At 65.5% G+C, this 13,937-nt stretch carries 12 protein-coding genes; 5 read left to right on the plus strand and 7 right to left on the minus strand.

Translation table 11 applies throughout. The features are described from left to right. Positions 1–99: 99 nt before the first annotated feature. The 5 genes from XH79_RS12680 (at position 100) to XH79_RS12700 (ending at position 5,132) form a co-directional block, all read left to right on the plus strand. Positions 100–1,065, plus strand: coding sequence for a tyrosine recombinase XerC (locus tag XH79_RS12680; protein WP_212346483.1), 966 nt, complete (start codon positions 100–102; stop codon positions 1,063–1,065). 190 nt (positions 1,066–1,255) lie between these two features. Continuing rightward, positions 1,256–1,507, plus strand: coding sequence for a hypothetical protein (locus tag XH79_RS12685; protein ID WP_212346481.1), 252 nt, complete (start codon positions 1,256–1,258; stop codon positions 1,505–1,507). Beyond that, entirely contained in the window at positions 1,494–2,897 is a 1,404-nt protein-coding gene (locus tag XH79_RS12690; protein WP_271581888.1) for a methyltransferase domain-containing protein, read from the plus strand. The genes XH79_RS12685 and XH79_RS12690 overlap by 14 nt, the downstream gene beginning before the upstream one ends. A gap of 5 nt (positions 2,898–2,902) precedes the next feature. Continuing rightward, positions 2,903–4,441, plus strand: coding sequence for a sulfatase (locus XH79_RS12695; RefSeq protein ID WP_271581889.1), 1,539 nt, complete (start codon positions 2,903–2,905; stop codon positions 4,439–4,441). A gap of 100 nt (positions 4,442–4,541) precedes the next feature. Further along, on the plus strand, positions 4,542–5,132 hold the full coding sequence (locus XH79_RS12700) for a DUF4337 domain-containing protein (protein ID WP_271581890.1): 591 nt from the start codon (positions 4,542–4,544) through the stop codon (positions 5,130–5,132). Between the two features lie 50 nt (positions 5,133–5,182). Here the strand turns inward: XH79_RS12700 and XH79_RS12705 are convergent, their stop codons facing one another. The 7 genes from XH79_RS12705 to XH79_RS12735 all read right to left on the minus strand — a co-directional run bounded on the left by XH79_RS12705 (position 5,183) and on the right by XH79_RS12735 (position 13,935). After that, the gene (locus XH79_RS12705) at positions 5,183–5,713 is read right to left on the minus strand and encodes a hypothetical protein (protein WP_271581891.1); all 531 of its coding nucleotides are present in this window, start codon (positions 5,711–5,713) and stop codon (positions 5,183–5,185) included. A 34-nt stretch (positions 5,714–5,747) separates the two neighbouring features. Beyond that, positions 5,748–7,148 (minus strand): dihydrolipoyl dehydrogenase, encoded by a 1,401-nt coding sequence (gene lpdA, locus XH79_RS12710; RefSeq protein WP_271581892.1) that lies wholly within the window; start codon positions 7,146–7,148, stop codon positions 5,748–5,750. A gap of 57 nt (positions 7,149–7,205) precedes the next feature. After that, positions 7,206–7,967, minus strand: a complete 762-nt coding sequence (locus XH79_RS12715) for an SDR family oxidoreductase (RefSeq protein WP_271581893.1) — start codon at positions 7,965–7,967, stop codon at positions 7,206–7,208. 55 nt (positions 7,968–8,022) lie between these two features. Next, entirely contained in the window at positions 8,023–9,267 is a 1,245-nt protein-coding gene (gene odhB / locus XH79_RS12720) for a 2-oxoglutarate dehydrogenase complex dihydrolipoyllysine-residue succinyltransferase (RefSeq protein WP_212346460.1), read from the minus strand. A 172-nt stretch (positions 9,268–9,439) separates the two neighbouring features. Continuing rightward, positions 9,440–12,397, minus strand: a complete 2,958-nt coding sequence (locus XH79_RS12725) for a 2-oxoglutarate dehydrogenase E1 component (protein WP_212346457.1) — start codon at positions 12,395–12,397, stop codon at positions 9,440–9,442. Positions 12,398–12,534: 137 nt separating this feature from the next. Further along, a complete protein-coding gene (gene sucD / locus XH79_RS12730) occupies positions 12,535–13,419 on the minus strand; it encodes a succinate--CoA ligase subunit alpha (protein WP_018643898.1) in 885 nt (294 codons plus the stop codon). A 36-nt stretch (positions 13,420–13,455) separates the two neighbouring features. Continuing rightward, a complete protein-coding gene (locus XH79_RS12735; RefSeq protein WP_271581894.1) occupies positions 13,456–13,935 on the minus strand; it encodes a DUF1579 family protein in 480 nt (159 codons plus the stop codon). Positions 13,936–13,937: the final 2 nt, after the last annotated feature.

A 13,937-nucleotide genomic window follows, 5' to 3' on the forward strand; every position in this document is an offset into this window, starting at 1 on the left:
GAACCTTGGGGTCTTGAAGCTAACGCCGCGGGGCGGCCTTAGCGAACAGTAAACGGGTGTGATGCGATATACTGTGCGGAATCACCACGTCCAGAGCGCATGAGCAAAGCGGCCGCCCCCTTGATCGAGCTTGCCAGCGCCGATCCCTCGATCGCGCAGGAAATGACGCGCTGGCTGGCGCATCTCGGCGCCGAGCGGCGGCTGTCGCCGAAGACGCTGGAGGCCTATGGCCGGGACTTGCGGCAGTGCCTGGACTTCCTTTGCAGCCATTGGGGCGAGCGCGTGACGCTCAAGCGGTTCGCCGCGCTGGAAGCGACCGACGTCCGCGCCTTCATGGCGATGCGCCGCGCCGACGACATCGCCGGACGCAGCCTGATGCGCGCGCTGGCGGGCCTGCGCTCGTTCGGCCGCTTCCTCGAGCGCGAAGGCAAGGGCAAGGTCGGCGCGCTCTCCGCGATCCGTGCGCCGAAAGTCGCCAAGAGCCTGCCAAAACCGTTGCCGATGGCATCGGCAAAGCGTCTTGCCGATGCCGACGAGCGCGCCGGCGAGGAACGCGAGACCTGGATCCTTGTGCGCGATGCCGCGGTGATGGCGCTCTTGTATGGCTCGGGCCTGCGCATCTCCGAAGCGCTCGGCCTGAAACGCCGCGAGGTGCCGCGGCCCGGCGAAGGCGACGTGCTGATCGTGACAGGCAAGGGCAACAAGACGCGCATGGTGCCGGTGCTGCAGAACGTGCTGGAGCTGGTGCAGGAATACGTTGCGATGTGCCCGTATCCGCTGCCGGCGGAAGGGCCGATCTTCGTCGGCGCACGCGGCGGTCCCTTGAGCCCGCGTATCATCCAGCTCGCGATGGAACGCCTGCGCGGCGCGCTCGGCCTGCCCGACAGCGCCACGCCGCACGCGCTCCGCCATTCCTTCGCCACGCACCTGCTCTCGCGCGGCGGCGACCTGCGCGCGATCCAGGAGCTGCTCGGCCATTCCTCGCTCTCGACCACGCAGGTCTACACCGGCATCGATTCCGAGCGCCTGCTCGAGGTCTATGCCAGCGCGCATCCGCGGCGCTGAAAATTATTTCAGAGCATTTCCCGCCTGCCTTATTTGCGGAATGCGGCGGTGCCGCGGTGGCGGAAATCGGGCGATCCCCGCCTTGATGGACAAGATTTAAGGTTACGCGCCGGGGTGGAGTGCTACGCTCTGTCACAGATAGTGCGCCCGGCCCGGCATGGCCGGTCGTCCCTGTCGTGACGGGGCTTCCATGAAGAACAAGAAATCTCCCGTGGTCTTCGTGACCATGCTGGCGTGTCTCGCCGCGCTGATGCCGACCAGTGCCTACGCCTATCTCGATCCGGGGACGGGCGCATTCGCGGTGCAGAGCCTGATCGCGGCCATTGCCGGCGGCCTGATTGCCATCCGTGCCTATGGGCGGCGGATCCTGGGATGGTTCTGGCGATCGAAGGCACATCCGCGAAGCTGGCCCAAGGACCCCTCAAGCAATGGCCAGCCGTGATCCCGGCTCTTTCCGCGATCCGTCCGCCACCGTCTTCGCATCGGGCGGCGCGATCCTTCGCTCCGTCAACGGCGAGGCCGAGCGGAATTTCCTGCTGCTGAAATCCTCCGGCGCCTATGACGATCTGCTCGGCCGGGGCTGGATCATCGGCGCGGAAGAGGTCGATGCGGCGGTGCTAACCGACATGCCGGAGCCCGCGCGCGGCACACGTGTGCTCGTGCATCCGAGACTGCCGTTCATCTCCTACCCTTACGAATGGCCGTTCGCCCTGCTCAAGCGCGCCGCGCTGCTGCACCTCGACGTGCAGCTGCGCGCGCTCGATTTCGGTTTCACGCTGTCGGATGCGAGCGCCTACAACGTTCAATTCGCAGGCCACCGTCCCGTCTTCATCGACATCTCCTCCTTCGTGCCTTACCGCGACGGCGACTACTGGACCGGCCAGCGTCAGTTCATCGAGCAATTCGTCAACCCGCTGCTGCTGCGGGCGCTGTTCGGGATCGCGCACAATTCCTGGTATCGCGGCGCGCTCGAGGGCATCGCGAGCCGCGACATCGTCGCGCTGCTCGGCCGCTTCAGGCGCTGGCTCGCGCCCGACATCCTGACCAACATCACCCTGCCCGACCTGATGCAGCGACGCGCGCGGCATGCGCCGGATGCCACCACCCGTCCGGCGCGCCCGCTGCCAAAAGCCGCGCTGCAACTGCTGCTGCGACGGCTGCATCGCTGGATCTCGAAGCTTGCGCCGAAAGCGATCGCGCCGACGGAATGGCAGCGCTACGAGACCGATAACGTCTCCTATGCCGGCGACGAAGAGCGCCGGAAGCGGGATTTCGTCGCGGATTTCGCCCGCCGCCATGCGCCCGCCAGCGCCTGGGACATCGGCTGCAACACCGGCCGTTACGCCGAGGCGCTGCTGCAGAACGGTGCGAAATCCGTGATCGGCTTCGATGCCGACCTCGATGCGCTGGAGGGCGCGGCCGCGCGCGCGGCGGCCGGCCGCCTCGACTTCCTGCCGCTGTTCTCCGATGCGGCAAACCCAAGCCCCGCGCAGGGCTGGGCCGAGGCCGAGCGAACCGGCCTCTCCTCGCGCCGCAACGCCGACGCCGTCATCGCGCTGGCGCTGGTGCATCACCTCGCGATCGGCCGCAACGTGCCCCTGCCCTTCGTGGCGGAGTGGCTCGTCGGTCTCGCACCGCGCGGCGTGATCGAATTCGTGCCGAAGGCGGATCCGATGGTCCAGCGCATGCTGCGGCTGCGGCGCGACATCTTTGCCGACTACGACAGCGGTCAATTCGAGCAGGCGCTCGGTCGCCACGCGCGCATCGTGCGGCGGCTCGAGCTCGCGGCCGGCGGCCGCGCGCTGTACGAATTCGAACGCGTGGCCGGCTAGCCGCGATGCGCAGGCGAGACGATCACTGGCTGCTGCTGCGATCGCTGGCGACGGCCGCGGCGCTGTCGACGGTGGCGCTGCTCGATTTCTACGCCGAGAATATCGCCGCACTCGCCGGTCCCGCCCGGGTCCTGCACTACGCCGCCGGCACTTTGGCGATCACGGCGATCGTCGCGGCCGGCTTGAAGATCCTGCTGCGGAGGCTTCCGCTCTGGCGCATCCTGCTGGCGACGGGATTGATGGTGTTCGTCTTCTTCTCCTACGATGTCGGCCTGATCCAGCGCGAGCTGAAGGCGCATCTCGGCCAGCTCGCGCCGCTGGCCTGGGTTGCGGCGACCTCGGTGATCGGCATCGTGGCGCTCGCCGCCATCCGCAATCGTGCCGCCGTATCGGTCGCCCTGGTTCTGTCGGCCGCATTCGCAGCGCCTTCGATCGCGCGCATTGCGGCCTTTGCGCTGCGCGACGGCCCCGCGCACACCGACGCATCCGCCAGCGCCGGGACGCGCGAGCGTTTTGCACGCTCGCCCAACATCTACTGGATCGTGCTCGACGGATATCCGCGGCAGGACGTGCTCGCCGAGGATTTCAAGTTCGACAACAGCGACTTCATCCGGTCGCTGCGCGGGCTCGACTTCGCCGTGCTGGCCAGGAGCCGCTCCAACTTTCCCGCCACCGTCAACTCGATCTCCAGCACGGCGAGTTTCGACTACACCGTCGAGAGCGAGGGCGAGACGCTTCGGCCGCTGCCGTTGCAGGACATGCAGGCACGCGTCAGGGGCAAGAACCGCACCGTGGCCCGCCTGACGTCGGCGGGCTACACCTATGTGCATTTCGAGAACGGCTACGATTACCTCACCGAATGCGCACCGGACCAGCCGCGATGCGTGCGCGGCAATCTCGGTCTGGACGAGCTCGATATCGCGATCCTCTCCAACACGCCGCTCGTCGACCTGGTGGTGCAGCGCCGGCAATCGACGCCGTTCGCATGGGGCGGCGTCGACGATCTCGACGCGAAGCTGAACGCCATCCGTGCGATGCCTTCGCCATTCTTCCTCTATGCGCATGTCCTCGCACCGCATCCGCCGATCCGCTTCCGGTCGGATTGCAGTTTCCGCCCTGCCGATCCGGATCTCCAGCGCTGGATTCCGGAGGCGCGGCCGGCGTTCATCGAGCAGCTGACTTGCGTCAATTCACAGACGCTGGCGCTGCTCCATGACATCACGCAGGCCGATCCCGGCGCCCTGATCATTCTTCAGTCGGATCACGGCACGGCCTTCCGTGGCCAATTCAAGAAGCCGCCGACGGCCTGGACGGACGAGGATCTGCACGAACGGTTCGGCGCCCTCGACGCAATGCGGCTGCCCTACCCTTGTCGTGCGATGGCAGCCGACGACCTGACGCTGATCGACACGTTTCCCCTGGTGCTCGCCTGCCTCTCCGGCGCAGAGTTCAAGCCGCATCATCCACGTTTTTTCGTAACGCCGTATGACAACAGCGCGGATTTCGGCCGCGCCATCGAATATTCCTCCGAACGCGTGAGATGAGCCCTCGCGCGGCATCGCCGCCGATGCCGGTGAACGCGCTTGGCGCTTGCGTCCGACGGCGCATTCGGTCAATCGTAGCGAGCGACATCCAGGAGGTCATATGAGCGCACATGAAAGCATGGAGCATGCCGAGCACGCCGAGCACGCGTCCGGATCGAACAAGAAGATCGCGCTCCTGATTGCCGTGCTGGCGCTGTTCCTGGCGATCTCGGAGACGCTCGGCAAGGGCGCCCAAACCGAAGCGATCAGCAAGAACGTCGAGGCCGCCAATCTCTGGGCGTTCTTCCAGGCCAAGAGCATCCGCCGCACCGTGGTCGTGACCGCAGCCGAGCAGGGCAAGCTCACGCTCGGCGCCACCGCCGACGACGCCCAGAGGGCGGCGGTGCAGAAGCAGGTCGACGACTGGACCAAGACCGCGGCGCGCTACCGCTCCGAGCCCGAGACCGGCGAAGGCACCGAGCAGCTCGCCGAGAAGGCCAAGCATGCCGAGCACCAGCGCGACGAGGCGACCGCGAAGTACCACCACTTCGAGCTGGCGTCCGCTGCCTTCCAGATCGGCATCGTGCTGGCGTCCGCCACCATCATCACCGGCATGATCGCGCTGGCCTATGTCGGCGGCGTGCTGACCCTCGCCGGCCTGATCATGACCGCCCTCGGCCTGTGGTGGCCGCACCTGGTGCATTTGCATTGAGAGGCTGAGCGCAACAAACTCCGCCTTCGCCGGGACGACACCCGGAAAGCTCAGCGCGCCTGGTGCACGCTCTTCCTAAAACGCTGGATCATACGCAGCGTGCGGGCGGACCAGCCTTCGCCGTTGCCGGCGATCAGCTCGCGGATGCGGCGCTTGATCGGGTCGACCAGCAGGTGCGCCTTGGCGCGCACCTTCATCACGAGATCATAGATCCGCTCGAACCAGGGCATCTCCAACAGCTTGTCGCGCGTGACGTCGAACACGAAAGCGGTGACGCCGACGCCGGCGAGCTTTGCGAACACGATCGTGACGACCGCGCTGGTCCAGTACTCATGCGTGAGCAGCCACAGGCCGACCAGCTTGAGCGGAAACAGCGGAATGATGGGGACCGCGAACACGATCAGCGTCATGGCCGGCGACAGCGCGTCGACACGCTCCGTCAGCCACTGCTTGAAACGTGCGAGCGGGATGGCTGCGACAACCCGCGCGACGATCGGTTCGAGATGGTCCCACAGCCAGGCTTCGATCAGAAAGACGATCGCAAGCAGGACCCAGACCGGTTGAAGAAGGCGGCGCAGCATGTGTTTCCCGCCCGATTCCTCGCTAGGCGCGAACCTACATATGGATGGCCCGCTTGCCGACTGCAAGCGCGGCTTCCTTGACGGCCTCCGAGCGGGTCGGATGGGCGTGGCAGGTGCGCGCGAGATCTTCCGCACTGCCACCAAATTCCATGAGAACGCAGGCTTCATGGATCATTTCGCCGGCCTCTATGCCGATAATGTGCACGCCGAGCACGCGATCGGTCTTCGCATCTGCGAGAATCTTCACAAAGCCGTCGGTGGTCTGGTTGACCTTGGAGCGGCCGTTGGCGGTAAAGGGAAACTTCCCGACGGTATAAGCGACACCCGCCTGCTTCAGCTCCTCCTCGGTCTTGCCGACGGAGGACACTTCCGGCGTGGTATACACGACGCCCGGGATCACATCGTAATTCACGTGACCGGCTTGGCCGGCGATGATCTCCGCAACCGCAACGCCTTCATCCTCGGCCTTGTGCGCGAGCATCGGGCCGGCGACGACGTCGCCGATGGCATAGACGCCCTTCAGGCTGGTGGCGAAATGCGGGTCGATCTGGACGCGGCCGCGCGGATCGAGCGCCACGCCGGCTTCCTTCAAGCCGAGCCCGTCCGTGTAGGGCGTGCGGCCGATGCAGACCAGAACGACATCGGCCTCGATGGTCTCGGCAGCGCCGCCGGCTGCCGGCTCGATTTTCGCGAGCAACGTCTTGCTGTTCGCTTCGACGCCGGTGACCTTCGACCCCAGCTTGAACGCAAATCCCTGCTTTTCAAGGATGCGCTGGAATTGCTTGGCGATCTCGCCGTCCATGCCGGGCAGAATGCGATCGAGGAATTCGACCACCATGACTTCGGATCCAAGCCGGCGCCACACAGAGCCAAGTTCGAGCCCGATCACGCCGGCGCCAATGACCAGCAATCTGCCTGGCACCTTCTCCAGCGACAGCGCGCCGGTCGAGGACACGATGCGCTTCTCGTCGATCTCGATGCCCTTGAGCCGCGCGATGTCGGAGCCTGTCGCGATCACGATGTTCTTGGTCTCGACCACCTGCGACTTGCCGTCGGCGGAGACTTCGACCTTGCCGGTGCCGAGGATCTTGCCGGTGCCCTTGAGCACGTCGATCTTGTTCTTCTTCATCAGGAACTCGACGCCCTTGACGTTGCCGTCGATGCCCTGCTGCTTGAAGTTCATCATCGCAGGCAAATCGAGCTTCGGCGACGACACCGACACGCCCATCTTGGCGAAGGAATGCCCGGCTTCCTCGAACATCTCGGACGCGTGCAGCAGCGCCTTCGAGGGCATGCAGCCGACATTGAGGCAGGTGCCGCCGAGGGTGGCGTTCTTTTCGACCACGGCGACTTTCATGCCGAGCTGGGCTGCGCGCACTGCGCAGACATAACCGCCCGGTCCGGTGCCGATGACGACGAGATCGTAGGTAGCCATGAGAGAAAGTCCCGTAGGTTTAGCGTGATGAGGATGTGTCAGCGTCCGCGCGGCGCGTCAGCGTCCGCCGGACACATCGAGAATGGCTGAGGTGACATAGGAGGCCTCGTCCGACATCAGCCAGACGATGGCATTGGCGATTTCGTCGGCGGTGCCGACACGCTTCATCGGCACCATGTGGGCCAGACGATGGGCGCGGTCGGGCTCGCCGCCGGCGGCGTGGATTTCGGTGTCGATCAGGCCGGGACGGATCGCGGCGACACGGATGCCTTCGTTCGCGACCTCATAGCCGAGGCCGACGGTGAAGGAATCGACCGCGCCCTTGGACGCGGCATAGTCGACATAAGTGTTGGGGGCGCCGAGCCGGGCTGCGACCGAGGACAGGTTGACGATGACGCCGCCCTTGCCGCCATGCTTGGTCGACATCCGCTTGACGGCTTCGCGCGCGCAGAGGATGGAGCCGGTGACGTTGACGGCCATCACGCGCTGGATGCGCTCGGCCGACATCTCGTCGACGCGCACGCCGCTCTTGCCGACGATGCCGCCATTGTTGACGAGCGCTCCCAGCGTGCCGAACTTGTCGGCTTCCTTGAACAGCGCCAGGATGTCGCTTTCCTCGGCGACATCGCATTTCACCGCGATGGCCTTGCCGTTGCTGGCCTCGATCTGCGCGACCACTTCGTCGGCGGCCTTCTTGTTGCTGGCATAGCCGACCACGACGCGAAAGCCGCGCGCAGCCGCCGCGATCGCGGTCGCCCGCCCGATGCCGCGGCTGCCGCCGGTGATGACAACGACTTTATCCGTCACGCGCGCCTCCATGGTTCGACACGCGCCGCCGCACGAAAGAGCGACGGCGCTCGCAGAGCATCAGGGATCAGAGATCGAGCACCAGGCGCGCCGGATCTTCCAGGCTCTCCTTGACGCGGACCAGGAAGGTGACGGCTTCCTTGCCGTCGATGACGCGGTGATCGTAGGACAGCGCCAGATACATCATCGGGCGGACCTCGATCTTGCCGCCGACGACCATCGGCCGCTCCTGGATCTTGTGCATGCCCAAAATGCCGGACTGCGGCGCGTTCAGGATCGGGGTCGACATCAACGAGCCGTAGATGCCGCCGTTGGTGATGGTGAAGGTGCCGCCCTGCATCTCGTCGATCTTGAGCTGGCCGTCACGGGCGCGGCGGCCGAAATCGGCGATGCCCTTCTCGATGTCGGAGATCGACTTGTGGTCGCAGTCGCGCACCACGGGCACGACAAGGCCCTTGTCGGTGCCGACGGCGACGCCGATGTGATAGTAGTTCTTGTAGATCAGGTCGCTGCCGTCGATCTCGGCGTTGACCGCCGGAATGTCCTTGAGCGCCTGCACGACGGCCTTGGTGAAGAAGCCCATGAAGCCGAGCTTGGCGCCATGCTTCTTCTCGAACGCGTCCTTGTAGTGGGCACGCAGCGCCATGACGTTGGTCATGTCGACCTCGTTGAAGGTCGTGAGCATGGCCGCGGTGTTCTGCACGTCCTTGAGGCGGCGCGCGATGGTCTGGCGCAGGCGGGTCATCTTGACGCGCTCTTCGCGGGCGGCGTCATCGGCCGGCGACGGCGCGCGGACCTGCACGGCGGCGGCGGGCTGGTTGACCGGGGTCGGCGCGGACGCGGCGCGCTCGATCGCAGCGAGCATGTCGCCCTTGGTGACGCGGCCATCCTTGCCGGAGCCGGGAACGGTCGAAGCATCGATGCCGGTCTCGGCCGACAGCTTGCGCACGGACGGGGCAAGCGGCGCATCGGCCGGCGGCGCCTTCGGCGCAGCAGCGGCAGCAGCCGGAGCCGCAGCGGCGGGCGCCGGAGCAGCGGCAGGCTTGGCGGGAGCAGCGGCGGGCTTGGCAGCGCCGGCACCATCGGTGATCTGACCGAGCAGCGCGCCCACAGCAACGGTCGCGCCATCGGCCGCGATGATCTCGCTCAGCGTGCCGGCGGAGGGCGCGGGGACCTCGATGGTGACCTTGTCGGTCTCGAGCTCCACCAAGGGCTCGTCGACGGCGACGGGATCGCCGGCCTTCTTGAACCAGCGGCCGATGGTGGCCTCGGTGACGGATTCGCCGAGCGTCGGCACACGAATTTCAGTCATGGTCTCTTCCTTAAGGGATCGCCGGTAGCGGTCATGAATTCAGGTGTCATCGGCCTGCGAAAAGCAGGCCATCCAGCAAGCCGGGACGTTCGCATTCACGTCACGGCTACTGGATGCCCCGCCCCGGTGCGCTGGTTGCGCACAAGGCGGGGCATGACGCAGTTCAAAAAGTTCAGCTCAGCGCTTCGTCCAGGAACGCCTTCAGCTGAGCCTGATGCTTGGACATCAGACCCGTGGCGGTCGCGGCGGAAGCAGCGCGGCCGACATAACGCGGACGCCGGCTCACGCCGTTCACCTGGTTCAGCACCCATTCCAGATAGGGCTCGATGAAGTGCCAGGCACCCATGTTGCGGGGCTCTTCCTGGCACCACACCATTTCGGCCTTCTTGAAGCGGGACAGCTCGGCCACCAGCGCCTTCAGCGGCACCGGATAGAGCTGCTCGACGCGCATCAGATAGATGTCGTCGATGCCGCGCTTCTCGCGCTCCTCGTAGAGGTCGTAATAGACCTTGCCGGAGCACAGCACGATGCGGCGGATCTTCTCGTCCGGAACGAGCTTGATGGCCTCGTTCGGCAGCATCTGGGCGTCATCGTACAGGATGCGGTGGAACGTCGTGCCCTTCGCGAGCTCCTCGAGACGCGACACCGCCCGCTTGTGACGCAGCAGCGATTTCGGCGTCATCATGATCAGCGGCTTGCGGATCTCGCGATGCAGCTGCCGGCGCAGCACGTGGAAGTAGTTGGCCGGCGTGGTCGGGTAGACCACCTGCATGTTGTCTTCCGCGCACATCTGCAGGTAACGCTCGAGGCGCGCCGAGGAGTGCTCCGGTCCCTGGCCCTCATAGCCGTGCGGCAAGAGGCAGACGAGGCCGGACATGCGCAGCCATTTGCGCTCGCCCGAGGAGATGAACTGGTCGAACACGACCTGCGCACCATTGGCGAAGTCGCCGAACTGGGCTTCCCACAGCGTCAGCGTGTTCGGCTCGGCGAGCGAATAGCCGTATTCGAAGCCGAGCACGGCTTCTTCCGACAGCAGCGAGTTGATGACCTCGTAATGGCCCTGCTCGTGGCCGAGATGGTTGAACGGCGTGTAGCGGCTCTCGTCCTCCTGGTCGATCAGGACCGAATGGCGCTGCGAGAAGGTGCCGCGCTCCGAATCCTGTCCGGACAGACGGACGTGATGGTTTTCGTTGAGCAGCGAGCAGAACGCCAGCGCCTCGCCGGTCGCCCAGTCGATGCCGGCGCCGGTGTCGATCGCCTTCGAGCGGTTATCGAGGAAACGCTGGATGGTGCGGTGAACGCGGAAGCCGTCCGGCACCTTGGTGATCTTGCGGCCGATATCCTTCAGTGTGGCGATGTCGACGCCGGTGACGCCGCGCCGCGCATCCTCTTCCTGATCGGCGATCTTGAAGCCGGACCACTTGCCGTCGAGCCAGTCGGCCTTGTTCGGCTTGTAGGAGGTGCCGGCCTCGAACTCGGCATCAAGCCGCGAGCGCCAGTCGGCCTTCAGCTTGTCGACCTCGCCCTCGGTGACCACGCCTTCGGCGATCAGGCGCTTCGAGTAGAGAGTGAGGGTCGAGGGATGGGCCGCGATCCGCTTGTACATCACGGGCTGAGTGAACGCGGGCTCATCGCCCTCGTTGTGGCCGTAACGACGATAGCACCACATGTCGATCACGACCGGCTTGTGGAACTTCTGCCGGAATTCGGTCGCGACCTTGGCGGCGAACACCACGGCTTCCGGATCGTCGCCATTCACGTGGAAGATCGGCGCGTCGATCATCTTCGCCACGTCCGACGGGTAAGGCGAAGAACGAGAATAACGCGGATAGGTGGTGAAGCCGATCTGGTTGTTGACGATGAAGTGCACGGAGCCGCCGGTGCGGTAGCCCTTCAGGTCCGACAGGCCGAAGCACTCCGCGACCACGCCCTGGCCGGCGAACGCAGCGTCGCCGTGCATCAGGAGCGGCATCACCGAGATGCGCATGTCCGGGGGATCGCCGTGCTGGTCCTGCTTGGCGCGCACCTTGCCGAGCACCACGGGATCGACGATCTCGAGATGCGAGGGGTTGGCGGTCAGCGAGAGATGGATGCGATTGCCGTCGAACTCGCGGTCCGAGGAGGCGCCGAGGTGATATTTGACGTCGCCGGAGCCTTCGACCGCGTCGGGGTTGGCCGAGCCGCCCTTGAACTCGTGGAACAGTGCGCGATGGGCCTTGCCCAACACCTGGGTCAGCACGTTGAGGCGGCCGCGATGCGGCATGCCGAGCACGATTTCCTTCACGCCGAGATTGCCGCCGCGCTTGATGATCTGCTCGAGCGCGGGGATCAGCGCTTCACCGCCATCGAGGCCGAAGCGCTTGGTGCCGGTGAACTTGGTGTCGCAGAATTTTTCGAAGCCCTCGGCTTCGATCAGCTTCGTCAGGATGGCTCTGCGACCTTCAGGCGTGAACGAGATCTCCTTATCGGGTCCCTCGATGCGCTCCTGGATCCAGGCCTTCTGCGCGGCATTGCTGATATGCATGAACTCGACGCCGAGCGTCTGGCAGTAGGTACGCTCGCAGATCGCGGTGATCTCGCGCAGCGTGCCGTATTCGAGGCCGAGCACGTGATCGAGGAAGATCTTGCGGTCGAAATCGGCTTCACTGAAGCCGTAGGTGCGGGGATCGAGCTCTTCGCGGTTGCGCTGGGCTTCGATGCCGAGCGGATCGAGCTTGGCGTGGAAGTGGCCGCGCATGCGGTAGGAGCGGATCAGCATCAGGGCGCGGACGGAGTCGCGCGTGGCCTGAAGCACGTCGGCGGAGGAGATGTCGGCGCCCTTGGCCTGCGCCTTGGCGGCGATCTTGGCGCCGACCGCCTTCTCGACTTCGGCCCAGTTGCCGTCGAGGGCGGAGGTCAGATCATCCTTGGGCGTCAGCGGCCAGTTGTCCCGCTCCCAGGACGGGCCTTCCGCGTTCTTCCGGACGTCGGCGGGCTGGTCGTTGAGGCTCTTGAAGAACTCCTGCCACTCGGCGTCGACCGAGGACGGGTCCTTCTCGTAGCGGGCGTAGATTTCGTCGATGTAGGTGGCGTTGGTGCCCTGCAAAAAGGATGACAGGGCAAAGGCTGCGTTCGCGTCCTGGCGAGACATACTTGAGTTCCTGGCGATTTCGGTTCGCGCATAACAAACGGCGCTGGCGCCGAGCTCCCCGGCAGAGGCTCGGCGCGACAGGCACCCTTTACCCTATTTGCTGCGAAACTTCGCCCGGAAAAGCACGAAGAAGTGAATTAGCCCTTCAACTTTTCGGCAAGCGTATGCCCGAGGCGGGCGGGCGACGGGGACACTGTAATCCCTGCCGATTTCATCGCCTCGGTCTTGGAACCGGCGTCGCCCTTGCCGCCCGAAATGATCGCGCCGGCATGGCCCATGCGGCGGCCGGGAGGGGCAGTGACGCCAGCGATGAAGCCGACCATCGGCTTCTTGCGGCCGCGCTTGGCCTCGTCCTTGAGGAACTGGGCGGCGTCCTCCTCGGCGGAACCGCCAATCTCGCCGATCATGATGATCGATTCGGTCTTGGGGTCGGCGAGCAGCATCTCCAGCACGTCGATGAACTCGGTGCCCTTGACCGGGTCGCCGCCGATGCCGACCGCGGTGGTCTGGCCGAGGCCTTCCTGGGAGGTCTGGAACACGGCCTCATAGGTCAGCGTGCCCGAGCGGGAGACGATGCCGACCGAGCCGGTCTTGAAGATGTTGGCGGGCATGATGCCGATCTTGCACTCGCCGGCGGTCATGACGCCCGGGCAGTTCGGCCCGATCAGGCGCGACTTGGAGCCGGCTAGCGAACGCTTGACGCGGACCATGTCGACGACCGGAATACCCTCGGTGATGCAGACGATCAGCGGGATCTCGGCGTCGATTGCTTCGCAGATCGCATCCGCCGCGCCCGGCGGCGGCACGTAGATCACCGACGCGTCGGCGCCGGTCTTCTCACGCGCATCGCGCACGGTGTCGAACACCGGCAGGCCCAGATGCGTCGAGCCGCCTTTGCCCGGCGAGGTGCCACCGACCATCTTGGTGCCGTAGGCCATCGCAGCCTCGGAATGGAAGGTGCCGTTCTTGCCGGTGAAGCCCTGGCAGATGACCTTGGTGTTCTTGTCGATCAGGATGGACATGAGGTCTGCTTTCGCGAAACTAACTGAGTGAGAGGGTCAGTGGATGCGGCGGTAGACGCCGGTGAGCACGTCAGCCCAACCTTCCGCGTCCGGCGAGAACTGGATCTTCAACGAGTAGGAATCCTCATTGATGATCTCGTAGACGTGGCGCGCATTGCCGCGGAGCGAGCCGCGCACCAGCGTCAGGGTCTGGCCGACCCACCCGCCGGAGGCGGGCGAGGGCGGCGTGTAACCGAGCGAGTCGTACCAGAACAATTTGTAGGTCCGGTCGTCACGGTCGAAGGTGAAGAGGCCGTGGGTGGCGAAGACCTGCTTGCCGTCGCGCATCTGCACCGCGTCCTGGATCAGATAAAATCCATTCAGGTCCATGCGCGCGACGACGTGAGAGGTTGCCGGCCCGCCCGCCGTCCAGCGCGACGGGAAGACCACCTCTTCGCCATCCCATTCGCCGGCGAACGCGGCGAGGCGCGTGTGCTCGGGGAGCGGAGATGATGCGGCGAGATGGTCCTGGGCCATGG

Origin of the sequence: Bradyrhizobium sp. CCBAU 45389 (genome assembly GCF_028128625.1) — a bacterium.
Classification (GTDB): Bacteria; Pseudomonadota; Alphaproteobacteria; order Rhizobiales; family Xanthobacteraceae; genus Bradyrhizobium; species Bradyrhizobium liaoningense_B.